The organism is Lachnotalea sp. AF33-28 (assembly GCF_003477885.1).
Taxonomy (GTDB): domain Bacteria; phylum Bacillota; class Clostridia; order Lachnospirales; family Lachnospiraceae; genus AF33-28.
In genome coordinates this window covers 112,768-139,185 of sequence record NZ_QUEE01000005.1, presented here as the reverse complement: position 1 = coordinate 139,185, position 26,418 = coordinate 112,768, and the positions used below count along the sequence as shown (strand labels likewise).

Sequence of the window (26,418 nt, the reverse complement as noted above, 5' to 3'; positions counted from 1 at the left end):
TTTTATGTCCGCAGCCACAGGTGGCATTTTACTTACTTAACTAAAGAAGCTGGCCGAAAGGGCTGTGCAGACACTATTCCACACAGTCCTCCTCACCGGCGCTCTTCTCTGCCTCCCCGTTTATCTCCATCTTCTTAACCAGCTCATCCCGAAACTGTGTAAAATATGTACGCGCGTACCGGGGGTAGCCGGGTATTCCGATATGAATCCGTATCATCCCCAATATTTTATCCGCCCTTTCCAAAGCCCGGTCATATTCTCCCTTAAGGTCGCCGTAATACATATTCACCATATGATCCACGAGATCATATGGGATGGTTTTAAATTTGTCATGTTCCTCATAGGCCGCCTTTTTCACTTTGCGCAGCCCATCCGGTTCTCCACGGTAATACGCTCCGAGCATTTCCAGAAAACGGCGCGGCGGCAGCGCATAGGCAGCTGTCCCTGCCTCCGGAAGCAGCCGATCCACCGGAGTATCAGCCACCGTTTTATCATTATGACAATACCTGGCAAGCCCGATAAATAGGACAAAGATCAGCACTGAAGCGATGATGGAGACCTCACTGCCCGTGAGCAGCAATACCGGCCATACCGCCAGCAGGGACACCATCTGCAGATGCGCCATCATCCGCATGCGCTTATATCCTGTAAGATAATCAATTTCGGAAGGATCATAATGCAGCTCAAAAAGGCGCTGATCCTCAGGGCATACCGCTCCCCGGCACCGCCGCAAGTAACGGCATCGACAGATACGTTTTAGACACCCTTCCGTTGGATTTTATCTCCATTAGGATATCGTATCTCCCCTGATTGACGGTTCCGGGCGTGATTTGGAAGGAAAACTCCGTGACCGCGCGTCCTCCGTGGTTCTGGTCCAGGTTCACACACATCACGCTGCCCGGAGCTGCCTCCCACCCTTCAGGCAGGTACAGTCTGCATTCCAGCCACTGCTGGCTGTGCAGGTTGTTTTTAATCTTTACATAAAACTCCCGGCTCTCATTTACCGCAACCTCCAGGCCTCTGTCGTATGTGATCTGTATGTCAAACAGACAGCCACTCTTTCGGACACAGACCGGGGAGGCCGCGATTTCCTCCGCAAAAGAAAACGTGTTAAAAAATCCGGTATCCCGGACATTTTTGTATATGCTGTCCACCGGGGCAAATACAAGCTCTCCTGCTTCATTCAGGCTGCAGTTTCCATGCATGAACACCGGCATCAGATTCAGCACCCTCCCGGTGAGCTCGGTCACTGTTTTCGGTATGGGCAGACAGCCTTTTGTCACATCGATGGATATGGTCTTAATCTCATCGCCGATCGGCTTCAGCCACTTCTTATCTATGGCGGCTGTGCCGCCTGTAATTCCCAGTATGGAACCGAGGGTACCGGCCGTACAGTCCCCGTCCTCACAGCAGCCCGCCGCAATGCAGATGCTTTTTGAAAAGTCCCCATCACCGTATATCCATCCGATCATCATAATCCCTATGTTGCTCGGCGCATCATAGCCAAGGCTTCCCACAGGGACATCCGGCTCCGGCTCCTGATCTCTGTACCCATATGCCATGCCAAAGGAACCGGGAAATACCTGAAGCACCTTTTTCCGCGCTTCCTTCCAGCTAAGTCCGTCGCTGCGGCACTGTGAGACAAGCCTCACCGCCCGCGCAATCGCGCAGTCTCCGGGAATATAGGTCAGAGCCGCGTCTACCAGCTTCTCTCTGTCGGACTCCACAAAGGCTGCGCTTTCCAGCGCCGCACAGAAAATTTCTCCGTACATGCCTTCATCTGCGTGGTCGCAGACAGCGTCCTCATAGGCATAGCGGACAGCGATCTCCGGATGCCCCGGTGCCAGGCAGGCCCACAGCTCACTCCGGATAAAGCACCCGCAGCTGTCCTTGTTGTGATTGTGATACCAGCCGGATATCGGCGGCACCAGTCCATAGCGCAGGTTGTTTTTGCCCGCGCCGTATTCCGACCAGTCTGCCGATATATAGGACAGCCAGTATTCACCCAGAATTTCGGCATTCAGATTTTTGCCGTACCGTTCGGCCGCATTCAGCCATACCAGCTGCAGATCCAGATCGTCATTGGGCAGCACTCCGGACGATAAATCATGTGTGTAGTAGGAAACGTCATAAACTCCGCGAAATCCTTCAAAGGGCGCGCCCAGAGTCCCCCCGATATTTTTGCCGAGCCAGCAGGCCCTCACCTTATCCCTGTATTCCTTATATGTCAGCTGCATACAAAATTCCTCCTTGTCAGCCCTTCACCGAGCCGATCATAATTCCTTTTACAAAATATTTTTGAATAAACGGGTAAATACAAAGCACCGGTATGGTGGACACGATGATCGCACTGTATTTTAAGGTCTGCGCCAGTTTCATCTTTGCTTCCACCGCGGCCGCATCCATACCCGTTGTACTGTTCATCGTAAGCTTGTTTGACATCAGCATATCCCTCAAAAAAGACTGCAGAGGCATCAGCTTCGCGTCATAGATATACAGCAGCGCAGTATAAAAATCGTTCCAGTGTCCTACCGCATAATACAGGCCGATTACCGCAATGATCGGCTTGGATAAGGGCAGCACAATCTTAAGCAGATACTGAAATGAATTGGCTCCGTCCAGCGTTGCGGCTTCCTGCAGCGTGGAAGGAATGCTGTTTATAAAGTAGGTCCGGGTGATGATCACGTTATAGATCGAGCATGCGCCCGGTATGATCATGGCCCACCGCGAATCCAGCAGCCCCAGCCTGCTGACCACCAGATATGTGGGAATCAGGCCGCCGCTGAAATACATCGTCAGCATGAACAGAAACATCAGAAAATTCCGCGGGACAAAGTCCTTCCTGGACAGAGGATATGCCGCGCATACGGTCATGAGCAGATTTACCAGCGTTCCGACCACGGTATAAAAGACCGTATTGGCGTACCCGATCCAGATCTTGCCGTAATCCATCAGCGCTTTATAGGATGCCAGCGTAATCCCTTTCGGAAACAGAATGACATTGCCGTTCCACACCTCATTGGGATCACTGACCGACGCGATCACCACAAACCACAGAGGCCATACAAAAATAAACAGCATGACGACCATGACAACCGTATTGATCACATCAAACCTGCGGTCGGAACCGGAATGTCCGGCCTTTACAGGTGATTTTTGTTTTTTCATAGCCATCCTCCTGCTAAAACAGACTTTCGTCTGCAAATTTTTTACATATCTCATTTGCGCCCACAATCAGTATGATATTGATCAGCGAGCTGAACAGCCCCACCGCTGTAGAATAACCGTAATCGCTGTTGATCAGTCCCACTTCATAGGTATATGTAGAAATTACGGACGCCGAGCTGCGGTTCAGAGCGTTCTGGAGCAAAAATACTTTTTCAAATCCCACGTTCATCAGCGAACCGAGCTGAAGGATCATCAGCATAATGATTGTCGGTTTGATGGACGGCAGGTCCACATGTATGATTCGCTGGACTTTCGTCGCGCCGTCCACAATAGCCGCCTCATGCAGCTGCGGATCCACACCTAACAGTGCTGAAATATAGATGATGGAGCTCCAGCCCATCCCCTGCCATACCCCGCTCCAGACATAGATCGTCTTAAACCATTCCGGCCTGGCCAGAAGATCCGTCGATTCCATTCCGAAAACACCGCGGATTATGTTAAACACACCGGTATCCGGTTTCAAAAAAATTGTAATCATGCCGCAGATTACCACAGTGGAAATAAAGTATGGCGCATAGGAAACCATCTGGACCGTTTTCTTTAAGTGTCTGTTTTTCAGGTAGTTGAGCATCAGCGCGAATAAAATGGGTATGGGAAAACCGACCAGCGTGGAATACACACTGATCCCCAGAGTGTTTAAGAGCAGCTGTTTAAAATTGTACGCGCTGAAAAACCTTTTGAAATGTTCCAGCCCCACCCAGGGGCTGCCCATGATTCCCAGCTTTGCATTGAAATCCTTAAATGCCAGCAGGACACCGTACATAGGCGTGTACGCAAAAATAAGATAGTAAATAACAACCGGCAGAATCATTACATAGAGAATCCAGTTTTTTCTCATGTCTCTAAGCAGTCTCTGCCCAAAGCTGCCTCCGCTTTTCATCCGATCACTCCTTTATTATTCCAAAGGGGCTGCCGCACTATAGAGTGCTTCAGCCCCTTTTTCTGTGAGCCATTTGACATTAAATGCTATTTGCCGGCAGCTTCATAAACCGTTTTGTATATCTCTTCCAGTTTCTCCGCGCCCATCTTATTCATAGTCTCTATATAACCGTCCCAGCTGCTGTCCAGATCCAGTTCTCCGATTGCCACCTGCGCCGTGTACTGTTGAATATAGGCATCGATATCGGTCTTAAGGGAAGCGATCTCCTTGGTCTGTCCGTCCGAATAGTTCATCATCGGCAGCGGCACCACACCGTTAGCGGTAAGCTTTGTGAGCTCTGAAGCCATATATGCCTCATCCGGATCCGTGCTTGAAGACATATTTCCAAACCAGCAGTCAGGCAGCACGCCGACATGATAGGTAAAGCCCTGCAGAGTATTGGAGGAGCGCAGAGTGGTCACCTCATCGCCGTATCCGTTTCCGAGCATCCATTCCCACTCATCCTTTTCATTAAACTGATAGGTCTTGCCTTCCACACCGAGCCATACGAGCCTGCCGCCCTCCTCACTGTAGAACTGGTCCGCCCAGGCAATCAGCACTTCCGGGTTCCGGCACTTATCCGTTATGGCCATGCCGCCGCTGAAAATGCCAGTATTCAGAGGATACGTTCCGTCCTGAAAGGGTTTCAGGGTAATATAATCGTCATCATTGTCACGGCCGACGCTGTTAAAGGCGCCATACTCAAAGAAACACCCCAATACATCATTGGTCTGGCCGATCGCCCCCTGCTGCTCATGAGCCTGGGTAAAAGAGTCCTTGTATAAAATCCCCTCCTGATAGAGCTTGTTGATATACTGCAGGAATTTCTTATATCTTTCATCCGTAGGAATATAGGTCAGCTCCCCGTCAACAACCGCGGTTTTTGTCACCTGATCATACGCGAAATCCTCGTATGCCATCAGAAGCTCGATCGAGCAGATATCGGTGGATATCAGCGGTATCTCATCGTCAGGATCTCCGTTTCCGTTGGCATCCTGCTCTTTAAACGCCTTTAAGACTTCATATAATTCTTCATAACTGGCAGGCTCCTTTAAACCCAGCTTATCCATCCATTTCTTATTAATCCAGCAGGGAATCATGCTGCCGCTCTGGTTATCGATCTCAGGCAGTGAGTATATATGGCCGTCCGGAGAGGTGATGTAGGCCCATCCGTCCCTTTTATCCAGCAGCGCCGTCAGATTGGGGGCATACTCCCGGATCAGATCCTCCAGCGGAATAAAGATACCCTGTGAACCGTATTTGCTAAGATCTGCCATGCCGATGCCCGATTTATAGAGCATATCCGGATACTCGCCGGAAGCCAGTATCAGGTTTCTCTTTTCCTGCAGATCTACGCCCTGTACGGAATTAAATGCAATATTAATATTGGCGTTTTGCATTGCTGTCTGCATTGCAATGTTATCTGCCAGGTCATATTCCCCGCTCAGGACCGCCAGACAGGTAAACTCCATTGTTTCTTTTAACGGAAGTGTGACCCCGCCTTCCGCCTGCGTCTCCCCGCCGGTACTTTCCTGCGCGTTTACGGTATCCTTAACTCCGGTGCTGCTGCCTGCATCAGTGCTGCTGCCTGCATCAGTGCTGCTGCAGGCAGCCATACTCAAAACCATAACGGCTGCAAGAGCTGCACTTAAAACCCCCTTCAATGATTTCATATGCCATTTTCTCCTTTCATGTCACCTGCCGTCAGGCGGATGACCTGCGCGCACATCCGTGCGCTCCCTCTTTTTGTTTCTTCGTTCACAGAAGGCGCCTCCGTTTGTGAATGCCTTAATTCTATAACCTTCCACCAGTCCGGACAAGGCACATTTCTTTATTTAAGCCGATTTAAAAAGCGTCACAGCCATTGTCCTGATCCAGCCTGCAGTATTTATGAAACCGTACCGTTTTTAAGCATCTTTCAGCTTAAAAATTGTATCCCTCATATACGGACCGCTTTATTGCCAAACGCTAAAACCTTCTGTATAATAATTACATCGCACATCTGCCGAGGCATCCGCATCAGTCTGCCAGGCACAGCACATATCCGGGGGGAGACAAGATTATGGGACGGCTGAAGAAAATCATTCATAACCACACGTATCATACCCTGATGCGCTATTTTTTGTCTTACTTTACAATCATAAGTATTTTTCTTTTATGCTTTTTCCTGCTGGTGCGCAATCAGCTGACCACGCTCTATTTTAACGAATTAAGCCGGCAGATTGACCATCAGTTAGAAAATGCCGCAGAGCAGTTTTCCAACAGCCTGTCCTCTGTCAATCCGGTGAACAACTCCCTCATCAGCAACACAACGCTCATTCTGTCCCGCCACGAGAGCAGCGCCTGGTCGAAGTATCTTGTCTATCAGGAAATGGGCAAGTATGCCAAAAGCAACAGCCTGATCAACTGCATCATCTATTACGACAAGTCCCGGGATATGCTTCTCTCCACACGCCAGCACGCGGAATACCGGGAGGGTGCTTTCTTTATTTATAACGGGGCTGACTGTACCGCATTTTATCCGGATGAATATATGGATATCCCATACAACCAGTTGATTTTTCTGTCCGGAACAGCCTCGGAATATCTGGTCTACTTTCCTTATAATGCATCCGACGCGGGATATGTGGTATTCTATATTATCGATTCCCGTGAAATCCAGAATATGCTTAAAAGCTCCGTCTCCGGTGAGATCGTATCGATGGCTCTCGTAAGCTCCGGCGGACAGATCGCCGCATGTCCTTTTGGCCCTCTGTCACAGTCAGGCGCGCTGCCCAGCCCGGAAAAAGGCATCTACCGCCTCGATTCGCAGACGTCCCTGCTTATAAGCTCCGAACTGTACAACAGCTTCCACTTAGCCGCGCTGATCTCCAACGAACTCCTGCTTAAACAGGTGGATACCGCATTCCGGCGCACTTACCTCTTTCTGATTTTTTTGGGCATTCTGGGCATATTTCTGATCGTTCTCGCTATGAAGAGCACCTTTGTCCCGCTGCATAACCTGACCAAGAAAATAGTCAAGAACCCTGACCCCAGCATGGAATATCTGGAGCAGCTGGAGCATGCCTTCAACGAATCCATGGAGGAAAGCCAGCAGCTGCAGGACAAGATCACCCGGTACAAATCCTCCATGCAGAAGTCCATACTGGATTCCATCGTCAACAATAACCGAGGAGCCAAACCGGAGGACTTTTGCAGCATCGATTCACTTTTTACTGCGGAGCTGGATAAGCATATTTTTGTGCTCTATATGAAAGCCTTAAAACCGCCGTTTCCCGCCCAGGATATCGGACAGTATTTTTCACAGTCTCTTCCCAAGGATGATTCCTGCATTGTCTTGGAATCCGGCAGCGGCAGCGCCACATTTCTTCTGAGCTATTCGGGAATGGAGCAGAATAAGGAGGAGGTCATCCACATGCTGATCAGCAGTATCTGTGAGGAAAAAGGATATCTGGCGGCATTGAGCAACTCCTCTTCCTCTCCCCTTGACATACCGTTTTTATATGAAAATGCAATGCAGGCCAGCTGCTGCTGGGACCGTCAGCCTGTGGTCTCCTATCAGACGGTCGCCCCGGCTCTGCCCAGGAAGGCTTCCGTATCCTATCCCTACCGGAAGCTGGACGATCTGGCGCGGTCCTTTCAGTATTATGATTTCTGCGGAGCGAGACAAATCGTCAGGGAACTTTTTTACCAGATCGAATCCCCTTTCCTCACAGGAAATTCACTGCCCAATTTCTTCAGCCACTGCTTGCTTATAGATATGCTCACGGTCATCATCAATTCCATGACCCAGGCCAATATCAAGTTTAAGACTTACAGCTCCCTCTATTTTGAAACGCTGTATTTCTGCCGCAGTTTTCCTTATGAAGATAAGAAACGGGAAATAAGTGAAAACGTTGAAAAACTTCTGCTGCTGTTCGAAGAGGAATATGAGAATAAAAGCATTAATTCAGCCCGCATCCAGCATCTGGTAAAACAGCATTATACTTCGCCCGATTTCTCCATCTCCTATCTGGCGGACTTATCCCATGTCAGCATCGCCTACATGAGCTATCTGTTCAAGAAAGAGATCGGAGAGAATTTCCTGGATTATGTCTGGACCATGCGCCTGGAAAAAGCCAAGGAGCTCCTGCTCACCACCGACATTTTAATCGATGATATCAGCACCGCTATAGGATATCTAAATCCTTCAAGCTTTCGCCGGAAATTCAAACAGTCCGTAGGGCTGACGCCCTCTCAGTACCGCAGCAGAGGCACCTCAGGCTGAGAAACACGCATCGGCCGAAACAATAAAAAGCAGGAAATTATCCTTTAGATTAAGATAATTTCCTGCTTATTCATATCATCTTCTGCCCTGATACCTGGATTCAGTCCTCATAGACCGTAGTTATGATCTCTCCCCCTGCGCAGTCAAAGGTAACGGCGTCTGAGTACGCATAGTTGTCCATTGCATCCCGCATTTCAAACACCATGGAATAGCTGCCGTCAGGCAGAGGCATCTCTCCGAAGGCGGTGTCGGCCGTCACGGTAATGGTGGCCGCAGTATAGGGTTCAAAGTCATCGTCGCCGGAAGCGCTGGCCAGATACCACAGAGTGGTGATCTCATCGCCTTCCTGGAGCAAGCGCAGATCCTTATCCGACATGCCGCTTTCATCCATGCCCTGACGCGCTCCCAGGACACTCCACTGTTCGGTGCCAAAGTCATAGGCTGTCTGGAGATTATACTCCTCTCCGTTCAGGAGAACAGGTACGGAGTACAGGTTGTAACCGTCCCCCTCAAAAGACAGCTCCATATAGACGAGATTCCCGTCAATCCCACCCCAGACACCCCGGAAATTGTCGTAAAACACTCCGTTCTCCCAGTCGGCAGTCATATCGTTATCCGTTCCCAAAAGCATCATGGCATCGCTCTCTTCATTCACATAATTGAGGGAAAAACCGATGCCTGCCAGGATATCCGCAGCCTCCGGCCCCAGGGTGAGGATAGAGGTTCCCTCATCGTTCAGATCCAGCGCAGCGCCGTCCCAACCCATGGCGGCCAGGTTCTTCACCTCCGGCAGCTCGTCAAAGTCCATGCTCCGGATATACTCCATGCCGGCACCATCCAGTTCACCGGTGAGCTCATAGGCATAGATCCGCAGTGGCGAATCCTCCGCCGGACTCCAGGTCACTGCCGCAGAGATACCAGTAAACCGCCCAGCTTCCGGGCTCGGCCGCCCCGCTGCCTGCCGGCGCAGCTGCATCCGCAGTATCGGGTACGGATGCGGCCACATCCGATCCGCCAGACCCCGATGATCCGGACTGTGCCGCTTCGTCACCGCAGGCAGCCAGAGAAAAGACCATGACAATGGCTAACAGCAGTACAGAAAGTTTCTTCTTCATTCCGTTCTCCTCCTTATCATGTCACCAGCCGAAGGCTGATGACCTACGCACACTTCGGTGTGCTTCCTTTTAAATCCCAAGCAGCTGGTGCTTCTTGGCAGTGAATTCCTCCTCCGTAATGATGCCTGCGTCAAAAAGCTCCTTAAATTTGCGGATCTCGCCGGCGGCATCTCTCACGGACAGATCCCCCGCATTCTTAGAGCCGGTTGAATCGGCTCCTTTTCCGATGTGCTGTTCCGGCGACTCCGGACTAAGAAGCGTCATAAGGCCGCGGGCAAGCTCGTACAGCTCATCGGTCATCTCCCGGTAGTCGTTCAGATAGTCCTCAGTGCTGGGATAACTCGAATTAAACGACGGCGCATCCCACTCCATCCGGCAGTCTGTCCAATACGGGTGCTCCATGGTGATTTCCATATACAGGCTGTGGATCGGGCCGGAAGCCTCAAACCGGGGCTCCGGTATATACGACCGCGAAGGCGGCGGATTGTCCCGATCCCGGTCCTGATTGCGGTCCCGGTTCTGCTGTTCCATCATGCGGGTCATACGCTCCATCCGCTCATATTCCCGCCGATCCCGCATGAAGCGGTCGATATCCGCCTGCATGGAACTCACTCGCCAAGGAACATCGCTTTCATAACAGCGCAGAGCCTCTTTGCTGCCCTCAAAAAGGGGGCTGCGGTCCTCCACTATTCGGAAACTCCTAAGACAGGACGCTTCAAATACCAGTCCGTCCTTCCTTTTATTCAGACGGAACAGGCCGTGCACGCTGTCCAACGAAATATCTTTATCCAGAAAGGGGTAATCATACCGCTGTGTCTCTGTAAACCGGTCCCTAAGGGAACTGCTCCCGCAGGATATATGTACCGAGCGCCGTTTCCACACAGATGCCCGCAGGAACCGCCAGGGGATTTGCCATATCCTCCAGAACCAGCATCTCTCCCGCCTTCAGAGGGGCTTCGGCCAGTCTCGCTTTCATTTTACCATACCGTACGGTAAAATGGGGCTGCAATCCTGCCGTTCACTCTGTAATCCAGGGGCTTTAGTCCTCGTATAAGCTTTATTTAACGCTGCTTACTATAGCATCAATATTTTCTTCAAGTGAGGTATCCGCTCCGGTGGTATATGTAAGGCTCACGGTCTGCGTGGTTCCGTCCTCATGGAAGAGTACCCAGGTATTCACGGTTAAGTCCACACCGTTGGAGTTTGTCAGCTCACAGTTTGCAAATACGGCGGGGATGCCGTTACAGTCGGCAGCATTGTCAAACGTGATAAACTTCACATCCGTCTCTCCGAATATCTGCTGCCTGTAGCTGTCCTGATCCAGATCCGCAGGGCCGAATCCGCCCGAATCCACCGGAATTCCGACAATTATGGTAGCCGATGTATCTTCGTTTGTGGCGAGCATGCCGCTCCCCTGATCCGTAAATTCGCCGAAATCGCTGGGCACATCGATGGACACGCCATTGACGCTTTTAGTGGAAAGTGTGACAGGATCGCCTCCGCAGGCTGTAAGGCTTAATGTCATCATGACCGCAAGGGCAAGTGCTACTAATTTTTTCATGTTTTTTCTCCTTTTTTTAATTTAAGTTGTATATCGTACTGCTTTCTACTGAATACAGAATAAACCGTCCATTCCGAAAAATGGACGGCTGTGCATGAATCGAACGAAAATTGTCTTGAATCGTCAGTAGGGATTCGATCACAGGGACAGCCGCAGAACGAACCGGCCATCCTGCGAAGAAAATGAATAGATACCGCCGTACCTCTCCACAACGGCGCATATGCTGCGGACTCCCACTCCGTGACCCGGCCGGTCCGTGACGGGAAGCCCGTTTTTAAAGGTGATGTCCGCCCGGCAGGGGTTGGTGATCTGTAAAAAGAGCTTGTGCCCCTTTTCGTAGGCGTCTACCTCAATAATACGCTCACCGGTCCGGGACTGACAGGCATTGAGCGCATTTTCCAGAGCATTCGAGAGAAGGACGCACAGATCGCTGTCCGAAACCGTGAGAAAGGGCGGCAGGCCTGCCCTGACTTTGATACCGATCCCATTCTTGGCACACCGGCCGGCAAAAGCGGAAAAAATCAGGTTGGCCGACTCGTTCTCGCAATAATCCTGAACCTTCTGTGCCTCGATCTCCGCGCAGATGCCGTGAATATACTCCTGTGCGCGGGAAAGCCGGCCGCTGTCTATGCAGGCGGAGAGATACTGCAGGTGGTGGCGCAGATCGTGGCGGTATGTGCTGGCCTGTTTCTGGGATTCCCGCAAGGCGGAAATCTCCCGCAGAGTCTGGGACACCTGAATGTTCAGACTGTTTTGCACCTGCTCCATCAGGAGGCGCTCCCGTTCCTGTGCCGATGCCTTCAGCAAAAATACCAGATAGGCCGCGCAGCAGACGAAGGGCATAAATTCCAGCACCGCAGGGATTCCACGGTAGAGCAGATCGGTGTATACGGTCACCAGATAATCAAACACATAATAGATGGCTAGAATCAGGCCGATCCGCCATTGAACACCGGGCGGGCGGTCTTCAAAAGAACGGACCGTGGGCGCCACAAATCGCAGCAGAAACAAAAGCAGCGGCAGGGTGACTGCCAGCGCCGCCTCCTGGGTCAGACCGCTCCCGCCAAGGATCACCGCACATAAAAGTCCAAGCCAGTACCGCAGCTGACAGCAGAGATACGCCATCAACACAGATATGACCGACCACAGCCGCCTGCGGGTCAGCGCGCATAAAAGCAGCCAGCCGAGGATTCTGTAAATATAACCCTGGGCCGCCAGCAGTACGGCCAGCCCGGCGGCAACACTTAGGCGCCCGCGCCGTGAACTTAATGTATTGCAGAAAGCGGCGGACAGCACTCCGCCGAAGATGCCGACAGACAGGTTGTTCAAAAGCATAACAATACCGCTCATATCGTCACCTGCCGTTCCTGAAATGCGTGCTCCAGAAACGCATTCTTAAGCTCCGCATATTTTCCCCTCGGAATTGGAATCTCCGTCAGACAGAAAAGCGTAATGGCACGGTAGGAAATATTCTGTATGTAATCCATATTGACCAGGTAGGAACGGTGCGGCCGCAGGAACCCGCCCCGCGGGAGAAGCTGTCCGCTAAGGTCATCCAGACGGCCGCTGCTCTCCAGCACTTTTCCTCTGCTTAAATGCAGCAGAAGGATGCGGCCGATCACCTCACAGTACTCCAGTTGGGCAAGGCTCACCCGGGTGATACCGCTCTTACACTTTAATATCAGGCTGTCGCCCTCGTCTCTGGCGCAGCCGGCCAGAACAGAATCCAGCAGCCGGTCGAAGCTGTCTTCCCAGATCGGCTTGAGCTGATAGAAATAGGCCCCCACCGCATAGGACTGCACCGCAAATTCAGCGGAGGAGGTGAGAAAGATGATTTTCACATTGTTGTCCCATGTGCGTATCTCCCGGGCCGCTTCGATACCGTTTTCACCCGGCATGAGCACATCCAGCAAAAGGATATCGTAGCGCGTTCCCCGCTCCATTGCAGCCAGCAGCTCGAGAGGACTGATATAGACTGTATATTCAATTTTCTGATTGTGCGACACACGGTACCGGTCCGTCAGCACACTCAGCTCATTCAGGACCGACAGATCGTCATCACAGAAAGCAATTTTTATCATTCTGTATTCTCCCAGCACCCGGCATCTGTCTGCCGGCGGTTTTCCCTAATTGTAACAAAACGGACCGCAAAAAAGGTGTTTTTGAAGAAATCTTCAAAAACACCTTTTCCTTTACGGCAAAGCGTATAATCTGTGGTAGTATATAATTATTCACTGCCGGGAGGAGAGGACATGTACCGTATTCTTATGATAGACGATGAGCCGTGGCTGATGCTTGCCCGCAAGTCTTTTTTAGAGGAGAAAGGCTGCCGGGTGGAAACCGCCCGGACACCGGGAGATGCTGTGGGCCGCCTGATGCTTAACTCCTACGATCTGATTTTACTGGACGTGAAAATGCCGGAGATCAGCGGCTTTGACCTCTGCGCGGAGATCAAAAAACTGACCGAAGCCCCTGTGGTATTCCTAAGCAGTCTGGCCGAAAAGGCCGACCAGATTCGGGGATTTGCGGCCGGCGGAGCGGACTATATACAGAAGGACTGCCCCCATGAGCTCTTCTGGGCAAAACTGCAGGCCCGGCTGACTGCAGACCGGGGAATACAGGCCCTCCGGGTCTTCCCGCCGCTGTCTCTGGATTTTCAGCGCCAGCGGGCCTTTATAGCCGGGACTGACCTAGCCCTGACCCAGAGCGAGTTTTCCCTGCTCTCTCTTCTCTCCTCCCGTCCCAAGGATGTATGGACGGTGGAAGAGCTGTACCGGGCCCTGTGGTGGCAGAACGGACCGGTGGATGCACAGATCGTTCAGGGCCACCTCTCCCGCATGCGCCGGAAAATAGAAAAAGCCTTCCCCCGCCACGAGTTTATCGAAACCGTGTGGGGAAAAGGCTACCGTTTTGTTCCCATGGAGGATACTAAGAATGATCAATAAAAGCCGAACGCATGAGAACGGCAAAAGAAGCATCTTGCGGGCATACCTGCCGGCTGTTATGTGCGCGGCGACGCTGTCTGTGTTCTTTGTCTTTCTCTTTGCTGCCGATAACAAATACCGCACCGCTCCTCCCTACGGAAGCCATGGGGTCGTATCGCTGACAAAAGCGGATATCACCCGGCACACACCCCTCTTTCTGATCGACGGCTGGCTGCTGACCGACGGACGGTCAGACCGGCTCCCAACCTATATCGGACAGTTCGGAAATTTACAGAGGGGGGACCGGACAGCCTCTCCCCACGGTACAGCTGAATATGAAATCGTCCTGCCTATGACGGCAGCCCGGTGGAGGCGGTGCTGTATTTTCCTGTGCTCTTTTCCACCCACAGCATCCGGCTGGATGGCACTGTGCTGGATCAGGGCGAAGGCGGCGCGGGAGTTTCCTTCACCCTGACGCCCGGCGATCATCTGCTGACGGTAGAAACCGCCTCAGACCGCGGCTATTACAGCGGCATGTACCACCCTCCCGCCCTGGGCACAGCGGAAACGGTATCACGCATGGTGCTCGTCCAATGCACGGCCTATGCGCTGGCCTTTTTTGCCCCGCTGACCCTAGCCCTCTTTACGCTGACGCTGTGGCGGACGGCGAAAGACAAAGCCGCATTTTGGTTCGGACTGCTGTGCTGCTGTTATTCGCTCTACATATCCTATTATTTTGTGAGGCTGTTCTGTGCGGGCGCAGAGTCCTTCTGGTATCTGATCCAGAGCGCGGCCCCCTATGGCCTGTGCTTCTGCATCCTGCGGCTGACCGCTCTGTTTTCCGGTGAAGGGAATTTAAAAGCCCCGGACAGCGCGGACGGATCAGCGGGCAGATCGGCTGCACGGCGCATTAACCGACCTCTTCTATCTCTTTACCTTCTGTGCCGCTGCCGCGCTGACACTTCGGGGGCGGAAAACAGAGGGCTGGGAACGGCGCTTTTCATGTCTTGGCTGTATCGTCTTCGGCATAGGACTGCTGTGCTCCCTGCTCACATCCACGCTGTTTAGCGGTGTGTTCCATGCCGGCAATCTCTTCGAACCCATCCGGTTTTTCTGGCAGTTCGAATGGTGCGGCCTGCTGCTGGTGGCTGTCTTCGGAGCCACAATGGCAGCCCGTAACCGGCGTATACTGGCGGAAAATTCGGCTTTCCAGACCCATCTGGAAGATCTGGTGCAGCAGCGCACCGCGGAACTGACCAATCTGATGCAGGAGAGGAAGGCATTTTTTGCTGATATGGCCCACGACCTGAAAGCTCCGGTTTTTGCCACCGGTTCTTTCATCCAGGCTATCCGGGCGCATAACACCGGGATAGACAGCGAACTTTCCACCTACATCGATCTGGTGGAACAGACCCAGCAGGAGATGGCGCGCCGCGTATACGGGCTCAATGAATTCAATAAAATCGACGCTCTCACCGAAGCCTATGAGCCGGTGTCCGTCCGAAATCTGCTGGAAGAGACCCATGAACTCCATCACATGGCGGCGGAGGTGCAGTCGGTGTATCTGACCGTAGAGCCGTTAGAGGGCGACGGTCTCATCTACGCACAGCCCAAAAAACTGGAGACCGTGCTGGAAAATCTGATTTTTAACGCGCTGAAAGCAACTCCGCCCAACGGGCGGATCACCCTTTCCGCTCAGCTTGACGGCAAATACTGCCATCTGTCTCTGGCCGACACGGGATGCGGCATCCCGCCCGGAGAGTTAGCCCATATCTTTGACCGTTTTTTTGTCGGCCGCCAAAATGCCGGCACGGGCAGCGGACTGGGGCTCTATATCGTAAAGTGCATTGTAAACGGACTTAAGGGCGAGATACACGTTTCCTCCGAGCCCGGACACGGCACGGTATTTTTCATCGATCTGCCTTTAATGGAGCGGCCGTAACCTCCGGTCTTACTTGGTCATGGAAAACTCCAATAAAAACCTGCCGCTCTCCGATTCATCCCGGATCATGACATACGACGTCATTATATATCCCTCATATGCCACATGCCGGCGCATCTTTATCCCGGCCCTGCTGTATTCCAGATCCCCAAAAGGATCTTCGGCGATCTCATCCGCAATGGCCTTACGGCCTCCGAACAGCAGGCCGGCATCCCTCTGTGCTCCCGCAAAAGAGAGCACTGCCAGCGTCAGCTCATTGCCGAAAGAACCGATCCAGTCCTCACTGTCCGTCACTTCAACCGTCATACGGATTTCATTGATATACCCGTCCTTCAGCGTATATTCAAAATCCGGAGTTTCCACACCCCCCAGGTTTATAATAAAAGTCCCATCTGTCTTATTCGCAGCCCACAGGCCGTCCCGGTCCAGGTACTGTCCGCTGTCGATGCCATAGTACTCCGCCAGGAAATTATAATTTTCGGCAAACTGCGCCACGGTCATATCTCCCCTGTTCGGCGGAACCTCTGCAAAGGCCGTTACCATCACCGACGCCCCAATGAGCAGGGTATACGCAAGCGCATACAGCCATCCCCTGAAGCTCCCGAAATCCTTAACGCTATAGACAACTCCTTCATCCCAGGGCATATCCACATTTTCTCCGCAGCGCTTATAACTTTTCCACAATTTCACCAGTCTGTACACCGGAATATACAGTCCCAGCCCCTGAACAATTACGTTCCATGTGCGGTTCAGTCCCTTATTATATGTAAGGCGCCTTCCGTCCTCATCCTCCAGACGCAGGCCGAAGATGCACTTTCCCGGGGTCGTGCCAAACCAATGCAGAAACAGCGGTTCCAACAGAAGCATCAGAGCCATGCTAAACCACATCTCCAGGCAGACGGCAAACAGATTTTCCTGCATGCGCGCTATATTCACATGAAATACCAGCGCCAGCACAGCGGTCAGGATCAGGCTGCACAAGGAATAGTCCAGGCTTCTGGCAAGAAATCTGCGCCAGGGACAGCACGCCTTCGGCACCGAATCCTCTTCTGCCTTCACATACGGTTCCGGTTTGCCGGCATCCTGATCTCCTATGCCATTTAAATATCTGGCAGCATCCAAAGTGGCATAGGTCACCCGGTCTTCCCGCATAGCTCTGCAGATCTGCCGGGCACGGTCTGCGTCCTTCATCACCTGCTCCAGCTCCCGCAGTTTCACCGACAGCGTATCCGGCAGATCCGCCTTTCCCGACTGCAGATCGCGGATCTCCTCCAGTGATATGTTCAGGCTCCGCAATAGCTTTATGCGCATCAGCGTACCCAGATCTTCCTGCGAATAGTCACGATATCCATTCGATGTACGTTTCGGGCACAGCAGCCCCTCCTGCTCGTAATACCGGATATTCGCCCTGGCCATTCCCGACAGCGTTTCCATTTCCTTGATTGTCATAAAGCTTTCCTCCTTTGTGTCGCAGGTCTGATACTCTGATTATAAGGTATCAAGCAGCTTTACTGTCAAGGAGTTTTTATGGATTTAAGATACCATGATCTTACCATAAGAACAAGCCGTCGCCTTTTAATTTAAATATGGCCTCAATAAAATAGTAGTCACCGTAAATCAGATTGAATTCGTGACGCTGGTCATGATATGCAGAACTGCATTTCTGCAGGATACAGTCGCATTCCTTCCCCCAGCAGCACCGTTCTTTTTCCAGAGCTTTTAACATTTTTAGAGCGGCATTTTGATAGAGAGCCTGCTCATATTCGCCGCCGTACGCTGCAATTTCTATTAATCCACAGGCCGCAATAGCTGCAGCGGTGGAGTCTTCCCAGTAAGGTGTGGCCGGCTGACGAAAATCCACCGGTATCAGTCCGTTATCCGGAATATTGGCCATAAAATAATGTGCAACACGTTTGGCCGTATCCAGATAGTCCTGCTTGCCTGTATGTATGTAGCTTAAAACAAAACCATATAGCGCCCACGCCTGCCCCCGTGTCCAGGAAGAGCCATTCTCATACCCCTGTCCGCCATAGGTCCGGACTTTTTCGCCGGTCTCCGGATCAAATTCTACTATGTGGTTGGAGGAGCCATCCGGGCGGATAAAGTTTGCCATTGCTGTATCCGCATGCATCATCGCAATTTGACGGAAGCGGGGATCTTTTGTTTCTTCGCTGGCCCAGTACAGCAGATTTAAATTCATCATGCAGTCTATTATAGCCCAGCCGATCACTTCCTCATTATGCATCTTATTCCATGCTCGAATAAACCGGCCGGCCGGATTAAAACGTCCGGCCAGCAGATTGGCAGCGTGAAGGCCTCTGCGCCGTGCGTCTGCATTTCCGGTTTCACGGTAGTCCGCAACAGCAGTAGGAAGCCACATAAATCCCAGATCATGATGCAGGCCATAGAACTGCTCAAAACAGGTGTCTAAAAGCTCTTCCGAATACCGGGCGATGTCCACATATTTTTTATTGCCTGTCTCGTGGTACATCTGCCACATAATCCCGCCCCAGAAACCGTTGGTCCAGCAGGCGAGACCGGCATCAAGATTATCGGATAGACCAAGGGCAGACCGGTCATCATGTTCACCATTCACGGTGGTAGACGGTATTTTATTTTTGGACTTATCGCTGACCCAATCCATTTTTTTGATAATCTTTTCAACAGTTTCATGTACCCACTGCATATCCTGTTCGTTTAGCATACAAATCCTCCTAAAGTTACAATATAGTATTAGCCATATCATACCGCATTGATATTTCCGACACAATGATTTAGAATGTAATTAAATGATCAATTCTGCTTTTATATATTAAAACCGGATGGAAATCAGAGCCGCCCGCTCCGGATTTATTTTTAGAAACAGTGAAACAGGAGGATCCCTATGCATGCAGACAGCGAAACAGTAATACGTAAAATAGAATATGAGGATCTTGATGCCGCCTTTCAGCTGATAAAAAATGTCTTTCAGGAATTTGTAGCCCCGGATTATCCGCAGGAAGGGATCGAGAGCTTTTATAATTATTTTACTCCGGAAAGCAGCTACAGGAGGAAGCTTGCCTCGGGAAAGGAAACCATGTACGGCGCTTATGCCGGCGATACGCTGGCAGGCGTGTTGTCCCTTTCGGCAGGCGGAACCGTCTCATGCGTGTTTGTGGATGGGAAATATCACCGTCAGGGTATTGGAAGCGGACTGTTTTGCACCGTAATCCGGGAGCTTAAGGCCCGCGGCGAATCAGAACTTCATCTGAGCGCTTCCCCCTATGCAGTCCCGTTTTATCACGCCCTCGGCTTTAGGGATACAGGAGAGCAAAGCTCCTATAAGGGAATCGTATATACTCCGATGAAACTGACATTTTAAGCCAAAGCTGCTCCGGCATAAAGATGGCCGATGTAAGGTCAGACTATCCGCAGGTATAACTATGAGCAGCTGAAATTAATGGGGCTGTGCTCACACAGCCCCATCAATTTGCCTGCATATTCTGTTTACGGCGCCGTGCTCCTCTTCGGCACAAAAAAGTCATCTCTAAACGCGCCTTCCAGTTTAAGAAGTTCAATCTTTTTATCTATTCCTCCGGCATATCCGGTCAGGCTGCCGCCTGCGCCCACCACCCGGTGGCAGGGGACAATGATGGAGATTTCATTATGGCCGACCGCGCCGCCGACCGCCTGCGCGGACATATGAGGCACTGCTCTTTTCGCCGCAAGCCTTCCGGCAATCTCTCCGTAGGATACGGTTTTTCCGTAAGGGATGGCACACAGAATCTCCCACACCTCATTCTGAAATTCCGTCCCGGTGAAATGAAGGGGCAGCTTATAATCCGGCTCTTTTCCCAAGAAATACATATCGAGCCATTCCTTAGCCTGATCGAATATGGGCAGAGCCCTTTCCTCATGCTCCTTATCCAAATTGCGGGCGAAATATTTCTGTCCCTCAAACCAGAGTCCGGTCAGGCCGATTTCATCGGCGGCCAGAAGAATCCCGCCTAACGGTGACCGATATGCAGCTGTATACTGCATTACATCCTCTCCTTCCACGCGCAGTCCGCATCGGCAGACGCTGCGACTCCTTTGATTCCGAGCATCAGAAGCCAGCGCTGGTCAAACCATATTGTCCCGTCTTTTCGGTATGGCCTGAACCCGGTCTTCGTCCCGCCGGCCAGATCCTCTTCCATCATGGAGATAATTTCCTGCCGTATATCCCCGGGCGTTTTGGTAAGTTCCATCCATGCGGACAGTTCTACCGGAATGCCCGTTCCCTCCGCTTTTACCAACTTACAGCCGTGTCTTTGAAACAGCGCCAAAAACTCACTGCGGCTGGCATTTCTGACATGGGAAGGGTCCCGCATCGCTTCAATCCTGTCCTCAGTATCTCTTAAGTCCTCTTCGGCCGCTTCCATATCGATGAGTACGAGCTTCCCACCCGGTTTCAATACTCTGTTCATCTCCGCAAATGGCGCGCTGATCTCTGAAAAATGGTGAAATGAAAGCCGTGACAATGTGATATCATAGGTCTCGTCCGGGTAGGGAATCGCTTCCGCATAGCCCTGCACAAACTGCATATTTGTAAGCCTCTCCTTTTCCGCCCTGTCCCTGCCGATCTTAAGCATAGCAGGAGTGGCGTCGAGGCAGACGACAGAGTTTACAAGGGGAGCCAGGTTTCTCCCACAGATACAGGTGCCGGCGGCCACCTCAAGCACTCTGTCCGTTTTTGCCGCGCCGATTTCTCTGACGATATAATCAAGATATTCCTGTTTTGAAAAATTCATCTGTTTCGATTCAAAGCCTTCTGCCTGCACAGAAAAGGACTCCTGTACAGCTTTAATGTTTTCCATTGTATTTAAACCGCCTCCAAGTACCAGTGTGCTGCCATATTTACACCCAGCCTAACAGTGTTGAGTATAATCCGGCCGCAGATCAGATTTTCCTGCTTTATTCTTGTTTCTTATTGTATCAAAAACTTGAGGAAATGCCAATACTGTGCGATTTATCTGCGGTGAATTCTGCGGTAAAATAGTAACAGTTCAGACATCCGATGTGAAAATAACTCTTTGTAAACCCACCGCATTTGTGATAGGATAAACCCGCTTCCCCACACGCGCCATACCGCGCCGGTCTCCCTCTCTGTTGACTACTTGGGCGACCCGGCCATCGGGCATCAGGAGACCAAAAAGGCGGAACTGATCCTGACAAGCGGCACCGATGCCGCCTACCGCCTGTCCCTTTCCTGTCCGGAAGGCTGGACGGCGGATATGCCTGCCAGCGCCGCAGTCCCCGCAGGAAGCACGGTGCGCATACCGGTCATCCTGACAACGGACGGCGCCGGCAGCGTCCTGTATGAAAGAAATATACTGACATTTACGGCCGAAAATGAAGACGGCCGTCACACTTTGGATTTCGGTATTGCCGGAGCCGCCGTATGGAAGGTATACGGTCCGTTCTGGAACAACTGCCGTGAAATTCCGGAGATGCCCAGCTGGGAGAGTTATTTCCCGTATTTCAGCGATATGGACCAGGTGCGCCAGTACCATCTCAACACCTTCGCGGATATCGACCGGGAATACATACGGGAGGACGATTTTTCCGCCATAGAGGATCAGATGAGCGATACCTGCTCCATGCTTCCGAAGACGGTGGATATCAAGACGGACCGTTTTCATATATCCGATTTCATAAAATTCAAAGGTTCCTGCGCCGTATATATGATCCGTGAGCTGATCTGCAAAGAGGATATGACGGTCTCCATGATCATCGGACATACCGCTCCTTACAAGCTCTGGATCAACGGAAAACTCATCGATACCGCCCGGGACTGTGACTGGTGGACGGCGGAAAACCATCATCTGGACGGCGTCGAATTAAAGAAAGGCGTCAATCAGGTGGTGTTAAAGGCGGCGAGAATCGGCGATAACGGTTCTTTCAGCCTGGTATTTAACCATGGCACCATGACCGAGCATTACTGTGACTTTGGCTCCGGGATTTAGCCTTAAACTTAAAACGGCTGCTGTCAGGCATCACTTCGCTGACAGCAGCTATTTTTGCGTCCCGGAAAATACCGGAGCGTGTTACGCAGTCTCCGATCCGCGCACTCATTATATGTAAATCATAGATTCTTCCTGCAGTCTAACTTCCCGCGCAGCCACAGATAATACGGCACCTCATAGGCCAGCATCACAATCCATCCGATCAGGCAACTGTACGCAATGCCTTCCAGCCCCATCCTGGGCACCAGGATATACGCGCTGGTCACTCTGCCCACGATCTGGAGAAATGTGGCCATCAGGCAGACGTTCATCCTGCCCCATCCCCTTATGTAACCCTGCAGGCCGTTAGTCATGGCCGGCAGCAGATAAAAAAACGCCATGGTCCTCAGATAATTGCTTCCAAGGCCCACCACCGCATTTTCCGCATCCGATACAAACAGATGCATCACCGGAGTAGAAACCAGATAGATCAGGGTGCCGATGAACAGCCAGTACACAGCCTCCATCAACATGCCAGTTTTTAGGGACTTCTCCACCCGCTCCTGATTCCCCGCGCCCCGGTTCTGCGCTGCAAACGTGGTCATGGCGGACCCGATGCTCTGCTCCGGTTGAAAGACGAAGTCATCCACCCTCGTCACCGCATTAAACGCGGCGATGGTATCCACACCCAGAGGGTTTACACAGGACTGCACCAGCACCTTGCCCACGTTTAATGTGATCTTCTGCATGCCCGTGGACCAGCTGTAATGTATGGTATCCTTCAGCAGCGCGCGGTCCACCGTCATCTCTCCCCGTGGAATGGAAAGCAGCGGAACGAACCGGCGGATATAGATCATGCAGAGTACGGACGAAATCCCCTGGGATATGACGGTCGCCAGAGCCGCGCCGTAAACTCCCGCCTTAAGTCCCACTACAAAGACCAGATCCAGCGCCACGTTCAGCACCGAAGAGAAGATCAGAAAATATATAGGCGTCCGGGCATCGCCGATACTCCGCAGAGTCGCCGCATAAATATTATAGAGGAATGTAAAAACAAGCCCGGCACAGACGATACGCAGATATCCGGCCGTGATATCCATGATCTCGTCCGGTGTCCGTATCAGCTGCAGGACCGGCCGGACAAATATACAGGTGGCCAATGCTATGCACAGGGCAAAGACGATTCCCACGATCATCGCCGTGGACACTTCCCTGCGAAACTTCCTGTGATCCCCCGCGCCGAAATACTCGCTCATTAAAACCGAGGTTCCGTTGCAGATGCCCACAATGAAAAAGATAATGACATTCATAAGCGGCGCCGAGATACCGATGGCGGCCTGAGCCTGATTTCCCACGAACTTCCCCACAATGATGGAATCCACGGCGTTATAGGTCAACTGAAAGATGTTGCCCAGAATCAGAGGTACCGCAAACCGGACGAGGTGGGCCCGGATCCCCCCCTTTGTCATATCACTTTTCATAGCAATGAATCCTTTCCCGATTTATTGTAAGCGCTTACACATGTATATGATAGCATATCCGACTCAGAAAAGGAAGTTGAATATCGCAAAATACCGGCAGCCGCACTTTAAAAGCTCTTGCTATTCCCGCATATTCTGAATACAATACACTTAACAGTGCAGGCATCCAAATCAGAATCACCTGCCAAATAAATCAAAGCAAAGGAGCTATTTAAATGAACCAGACAAAACCGGTGCGGGTAGCAATCGCAGGCCTTGGCAGCAGAGGCCTGGACACCTATGCTGCATATGCTAAAATTTTTCCGGATAAGATGCGGATTACCGCGGTTGCGGAACCGAGACAAGAGCGTCTGCTGGCTGCAGCTGCTGCATACGATGTGCCGTCCGATCTGTGCTTTGCGACGGCGGAAGAAATGCTGGAATGTGAAAAACTTGCAGATGTGATGTTCATCTGCACCCAGGACCGCCAGCATTACGCACAGGCTGCGGCGGCCATTAAAAAGGGGTATCATCTGCTGCTGGAAAAGCCGGTCTCCCCGGATAACAGTGAATGTGCAGAGATCGCCAGGCTGGCCAAGGAATACAAGCGCCTTGTGACAGTCTGCCATGTGCTGCGCTATACGCCCTTCTACCGGGAACTCAAGCGCCTGCTGGATGCGGGCACTATAGGTGAAGTCGTGACGGTCCAGGCCATTGAAAATGTACAGTACTGGCATCAGGCCCATAGCTTTGTGCGGGGGAACTGGGCCAGGGAAGAGGAAACCAGCCCCATGATCCTGCAGAAATGCTGCCACGATATGGATATCCTGCTGTGGCTCACCGGCAAGAGAAGCCGCTACGTGTCCTCATATGGAAGCCTCTTTCATTTCCGGCCTGAAAACGCGCCTCACAATGCGGCCTTGCGCTGCCTTGACTGCGTGGCAGGGGATACATGCCCTTATAATGCGGTTAAAATCTATCTGACCAATGAACGCACCGGCGTTCTGCACGGTAAAACCGACTGGCCCGCCAATGTGCTGGCCTTACGCCCGGATGAGGACAGTATCCGCCGGGCCCTGCGGGAGGGCCCTTACGGAATCTGTGTCTATAAAGCCGGCAACGATGTGGTGGACCATCAGGTGGTCAATATAGAGCTGGAAGACGGTTCCACGGTCAACTTCACCATGAGCGCCTTTACCAGCAGGGGCGGCCGCACGCTGAAGATCATGGGCACCATGGGTGATATACAGGCGGATATGGAAACCAACCTGATCGATGTGGGCGTGTTTGGAAAGGAGCATGAGATCATCGATGTAAATAAACTGGCCGACGATTTCAGCGGGCACGGCGGCGGCGATATCCGCATGGTGGAAGAGCTGCTGGATCAGGTAGCAAGCGGCGCCGAGCCCGGTACCGGCCTCACCTCCATCGACCGTTCCGTGGAAAGCCATTATCTGGCCATGGCCGCGGAATACTCACGGCTGCACCACGGGCAGAGCGTCTCAATGGAGGAGTGGCGGCAGAGGCTCATGTCATGAACAAGTTTAGCAAATTTCCACTAAAGCCACTGAATTATTTTGCATAATTAAGTGCAGGGATTCTTTAAAACTGCAGGATTCTGCGGTCAGAGTCCCCGTATCAGTGATGTCACAAATCTGTTTTGCTGTGGGCTGATTGGGTGCGCCGAGGCGTTCATAAGCTCTGTATGCATTTGCATGCTCACGGTCGATACGCCACAGCTTCGCCTCTCGGAGAGAGGAAATTCCTGTGAACTGTATATCCAGAGGCAGATCCGGCAGTTCTTCGCTAAAGTCTGCTGACGAATAGGATAACAGCACGGTGATTCGGCCGTCTTCCGATATTGCGGGCAGCACTGAGAGATTATCGTTTTCTGCAGCCGTATATGCGAGCTTCTGTGATCCAAGTTTTGCCGCAAGAACATATGCATTGTAAATCGGTTTAGGGTAAAAGTTCAAAGTAAAAAAGCCACGGAAACCTGAGAAGTCTGTTTTCATTTCATGCTGTCCGGACAGACAGATCATCAGCTTATCAATAGGGAGCTGCAGTTTTTCGTAAAGAGTAATCATTTTTATAAAATAAGCTGAATAGACCTCGTTTTCACGGAAAATAAGTTCAGGGCATTCCTCCATATTAAAGAAACCGCAGGAACTGGCTCCCCATTCGTCAATGATAAGCGGACAGTCCCCAAATCCGTACTGTCTTGCCAGAGAGCTGCATTTCATGATTCTGTCTACCGAATTAGCCGCATTGATTGGCAGTTCTTTGCTGTTTATCATGGACGGACTCGTACCATAGGTATGGAAACAGATAAAATTCAACTGTCTTTTGTTATCGCGGATATGCCTTAGGAAATATTCAAAAAAATCCAAATGTCCTGCGAGGGTCGGTCCGCCGATACAGAGGTCTTCACTGACTGACCGGATTCCTCGTTCAAAAGCATCATATAATCTGCAGTATTCAGCGGCCCGTTTCTGCATATCCGGTTCGTTCTTCATCCAGTACGGAGGGATATCCGGTTCGTTATAGCACTGCAGATACCATTTGGATACGCACGGCAAACCGTAACGCTTAACAATGTGATCCGTATAAACCCGGCATATTTCCTCCCATAAGGCATAGTCCTTCGGCGGTGATGTGATAATAAGTTTCCCTTTATATCGGGTGGTGTTTTTGCTCTGGCTGCTGGTTTCATTTGGATCACTCGCGATACAGGCGGGAATATAATTATAGGAAAGAAGGAGGTTAAAGCCCTTGCCGACCATATAATCCATGCGGATATCGTTTTCAGTAAAATCGTACTGCAGAGTGCCATCCGCTGCAATGGTTACAACATCCTCCAACATGGTGTACATGCGTACGGTTCCGGCTATGCCGTCTTCATGTATGCGGTTCAGAATGCGCTGACCCCAATCGTCTTCAATGGCATCCGTAGGGTGAAAATGTATGTGATTCCAGAAGTTATGAATCGTCCGGGTCCGTTCTGAGGTATTGATTTGTAATTCCATAATATTATTTTTC

General features: G+C 51.5%; 26 protein-coding genes. 8 read left to right on the top strand and 18 right to left on the bottom strand.

All coding sequences use genetic code 11. The annotated features are described in order from the left end of the window. Nucleotides 1-73 precede the first annotated feature (73 nt). From DWZ56_RS08910 to DWZ56_RS08890, 5 genes are all read right to left on the bottom strand, one after another. Entirely contained in the window at nt 74-634 is a 561-nt protein-coding gene (locus DWZ56_RS08910) for a hypothetical protein (RefSeq protein ID WP_147369405.1), read from the bottom strand. Between the two features lie 67 nt (nt 635-701). Next, a complete protein-coding gene (locus tag DWZ56_RS08905; RefSeq protein ID WP_118556167.1) occupies nt 702-2,237 on the bottom strand; it encodes an ADP-ribosylglycohydrolase family protein in 1,536 nt (511 codons plus the stop codon). A gap of 16 nt (nt 2,238-2,253) precedes the next feature. Further along, nucleotides 2,254-3,168: a carbohydrate ABC transporter permease gene (locus tag DWZ56_RS08900; RefSeq protein WP_118556165.1), complete on the bottom strand. Its 915-nt coding sequence runs from the start codon at nt 3,166-3,168 to the stop codon at nt 2,254-2,256. 13 nt (nt 3,169-3,181) lie between these two features. After that, nucleotides 3,182-4,108, bottom strand: a complete 927-nt coding sequence (locus DWZ56_RS08895) for an ABC transporter permease (protein WP_118556163.1) — start codon at nt 4,106-4,108, stop codon at nt 3,182-3,184. 86 nt (nt 4,109-4,194) lie between these two features. Next, the gene (locus tag DWZ56_RS08890) at nt 4,195-5,820 is read right to left on the bottom strand and encodes an extracellular solute-binding protein (protein WP_118556161.1); all 1,626 of its coding nucleotides are present in this window, start codon (nt 5,818-5,820) and stop codon (nt 4,195-4,197) included. 389 nt (nt 5,821-6,209) lie between these two features. Between DWZ56_RS08890 and DWZ56_RS08885 the strand changes: the two genes are divergently transcribed. Then, nucleotides 6,210-8,414 carry a helix-turn-helix domain-containing protein gene (locus DWZ56_RS08885; RefSeq protein ID WP_118556159.1) on the top strand — a complete coding sequence of 735 codons (2,205 nt, stop codon included), beginning with the start codon at nt 6,210-6,212 and terminating at the stop codon, nt 8,412-8,414. A 100-nt stretch (nt 8,415-8,514) separates the two neighbouring features. On the opposite strand, the gene DWZ56_RS08880 is transcribed toward DWZ56_RS08885, so the two are convergent. The 7 genes from DWZ56_RS08880 to DWZ56_RS08855 all read right to left on the bottom strand — a co-directional run bounded on the left by DWZ56_RS08880 (nt 8,515) and on the right by DWZ56_RS08855 (nt 13,171). After that, a complete protein-coding gene (locus DWZ56_RS08880; protein WP_118556157.1) occupies nt 8,515-9,240 on the bottom strand; it encodes a hypothetical protein in 726 nt (241 codons plus the stop codon). A 28-nt stretch (nt 9,241-9,268) separates the two neighbouring features. Continuing rightward, nucleotides 9,269-9,529, bottom strand: a complete 261-nt coding sequence (locus tag DWZ56_RS08875) for a hypothetical protein (protein ID WP_118556155.1) — start codon at nt 9,527-9,529, stop codon at nt 9,269-9,271. A gap of 69 nt (nt 9,530-9,598) precedes the next feature. Next, on the bottom strand, nt 9,599-10,411 hold the full coding sequence (locus tag DWZ56_RS08870) for an SHOCT domain-containing protein (RefSeq protein WP_243095159.1): 813 nt from the start codon (nt 10,409-10,411) through the stop codon (nt 9,599-9,601). After that, entirely contained in the window at nt 10,362-10,505 is a 144-nt protein-coding gene (locus DWZ56_RS22705) for a hypothetical protein (protein ID WP_158584509.1), read from the bottom strand. Before DWZ56_RS22705 ends, DWZ56_RS08870 begins: the two co-directional genes overlap by 50 nt. Nucleotides 10,506-10,586: 81 nt before the next feature. Next, nucleotides 10,587-11,090 (bottom strand): hypothetical protein, encoded by a 504-nt coding sequence (locus DWZ56_RS08865; protein WP_118556153.1) that lies wholly within the window; start codon nt 11,088-11,090, stop codon nt 10,587-10,589. Nucleotides 11,091-11,228: 138 nt separating this feature from the next. Then, nucleotides 11,229-12,440: a sensor histidine kinase gene (locus DWZ56_RS08860; RefSeq protein ID WP_118556151.1), complete on the bottom strand. Its 1,212-nt coding sequence runs from the start codon at nt 12,438-12,440 to the stop codon at nt 11,229-11,231. After that, nucleotides 12,437-13,171 (bottom strand): LytR/AlgR family response regulator transcription factor, encoded by a 735-nt coding sequence (locus tag DWZ56_RS08855; protein WP_118556149.1) that lies wholly within the window; start codon nt 13,169-13,171, stop codon nt 12,437-12,439. Before DWZ56_RS08855 ends, DWZ56_RS08860 begins: the two co-directional genes overlap by 4 nt. A 171-nt stretch (nt 13,172-13,342) precedes the next feature. Between DWZ56_RS08855 and DWZ56_RS08850 the strand changes: the two genes are divergently transcribed. The 4 genes from DWZ56_RS08850 (at nt 13,343) to DWZ56_RS08835 (ending at nt 15,956) form a co-directional block, all read left to right on the top strand. Beyond that, nucleotides 13,343-14,035: a response regulator transcription factor gene (locus DWZ56_RS08850; RefSeq protein ID WP_118556146.1), complete on the top strand. Its 693-nt coding sequence runs from the start codon at nt 13,343-13,345 to the stop codon at nt 14,033-14,035. Next, nucleotides 14,025-14,489: a hypothetical protein gene (locus DWZ56_RS08845; RefSeq protein WP_118556144.1), complete on the top strand. Its 465-nt coding sequence runs from the start codon at nt 14,025-14,027 to the stop codon at nt 14,487-14,489. Before DWZ56_RS08850 ends, DWZ56_RS08845 begins: the two co-directional genes overlap by 11 nt. Beyond that, a complete protein-coding gene (locus DWZ56_RS08840) occupies nt 14,390-15,082 on the top strand; it encodes a hypothetical protein (RefSeq protein ID WP_158584508.1) in 693 nt (230 codons plus the stop codon). The genes DWZ56_RS08845 and DWZ56_RS08840 overlap by 100 nt, the downstream gene beginning before the upstream one ends. Before the next feature lie 97 nt (nt 15,083-15,179). Further along, on the top strand, nt 15,180-15,956 hold the full coding sequence (locus DWZ56_RS08835; RefSeq protein ID WP_147369404.1) for a sensor histidine kinase: 777 nt from the start codon (nt 15,180-15,182) through the stop codon (nt 15,954-15,956). A 9-nt stretch (nt 15,957-15,965) separates the two neighbouring features. Here DWZ56_RS08835 and DWZ56_RS08830 read toward each other — a convergent pair whose 3' ends face one another. Further along, the gene (locus DWZ56_RS08830) at nt 15,966-17,405 is read right to left on the bottom strand and encodes a MerR family transcriptional regulator (protein ID WP_118556139.1); all 1,440 of its coding nucleotides are present in this window, start codon (nt 17,403-17,405) and stop codon (nt 15,966-15,968) included. 100 nt (nt 17,406-17,505) lie between these two features. Beyond that, nucleotides 17,506-18,660 carry a glycoside hydrolase family 88 protein gene (locus tag DWZ56_RS08825; protein WP_118556137.1) on the bottom strand — a complete coding sequence of 385 codons (1,155 nt, stop codon included), beginning with the start codon at nt 18,658-18,660 and terminating at the stop codon, nt 17,506-17,508. 180 nt (nt 18,661-18,840) lie between these two features. On the opposite strand from DWZ56_RS08825, the gene DWZ56_RS08820 reads away from it, so the two are divergent. After that, a complete protein-coding gene (locus DWZ56_RS08820) occupies nt 18,841-19,317 on the top strand; it encodes a GNAT family N-acetyltransferase (RefSeq protein WP_118556135.1) in 477 nt (158 codons plus the stop codon). Nucleotides 19,318-19,442: 125 nt separating this feature from the next. Here the strand turns inward: DWZ56_RS08820 and DWZ56_RS08815 are convergent, their stop codons facing one another. Further along, complete coding sequence (locus DWZ56_RS08815) at nt 19,443-19,976, bottom strand: methylated-DNA--[protein]-cysteine S-methyltransferase (protein WP_118556133.1); 534 nt, start codon at nt 19,974-19,976, stop codon at nt 19,443-19,445. Further along, nucleotides 19,976-20,791, bottom strand: a complete 816-nt coding sequence (locus tag DWZ56_RS08810; protein ID WP_118556131.1) for a class I SAM-dependent methyltransferase — start codon at nt 20,789-20,791, stop codon at nt 19,976-19,978. Before DWZ56_RS08810 ends, DWZ56_RS08815 begins: the two co-directional genes overlap by 1 nt. Nucleotides 20,792-21,091: 300 nt before the next feature. Between DWZ56_RS08810 and DWZ56_RS08805 the strand changes: the two genes are divergently transcribed. Continuing rightward, nucleotides 21,092-21,940, top strand: a complete 849-nt coding sequence (locus DWZ56_RS08805) for a hypothetical protein (protein ID WP_118556129.1) — start codon at nt 21,092-21,094, stop codon at nt 21,938-21,940. Between the two features lie 119 nt (nt 21,941-22,059). On the opposite strand, the gene DWZ56_RS08800 is transcribed toward DWZ56_RS08805, so the two are convergent. Then, entirely contained in the window at nt 22,060-23,400 is a 1,341-nt protein-coding gene (locus DWZ56_RS08800) for an MATE family efflux transporter (RefSeq protein ID WP_118556127.1), read from the bottom strand. 215 nt (nt 23,401-23,615) lie between these two features. Here DWZ56_RS08800 and DWZ56_RS08795 point away from each other — a divergent pair, with 215 nt between their 5' ends. Beyond that, nucleotides 23,616-24,917 (top strand): Gfo/Idh/MocA family protein, encoded by a 1,302-nt coding sequence (locus tag DWZ56_RS08795; RefSeq protein ID WP_118556125.1) that lies wholly within the window; start codon nt 23,616-23,618, stop codon nt 24,915-24,917. 6 nt (nt 24,918-24,923) lie between these two features. Here the strand turns inward: DWZ56_RS08795 and DWZ56_RS08790 are convergent, their stop codons facing one another. Continuing rightward, on the bottom strand, nt 24,924-26,405 hold the full coding sequence (locus tag DWZ56_RS08790; RefSeq protein WP_118556123.1) for a GH39 family glycosyl hydrolase: 1,482 nt from the start codon (nt 26,403-26,405) through the stop codon (nt 24,924-24,926). Between the last annotated feature and the right edge of the window lie 13 nt (nt 26,406-26,418).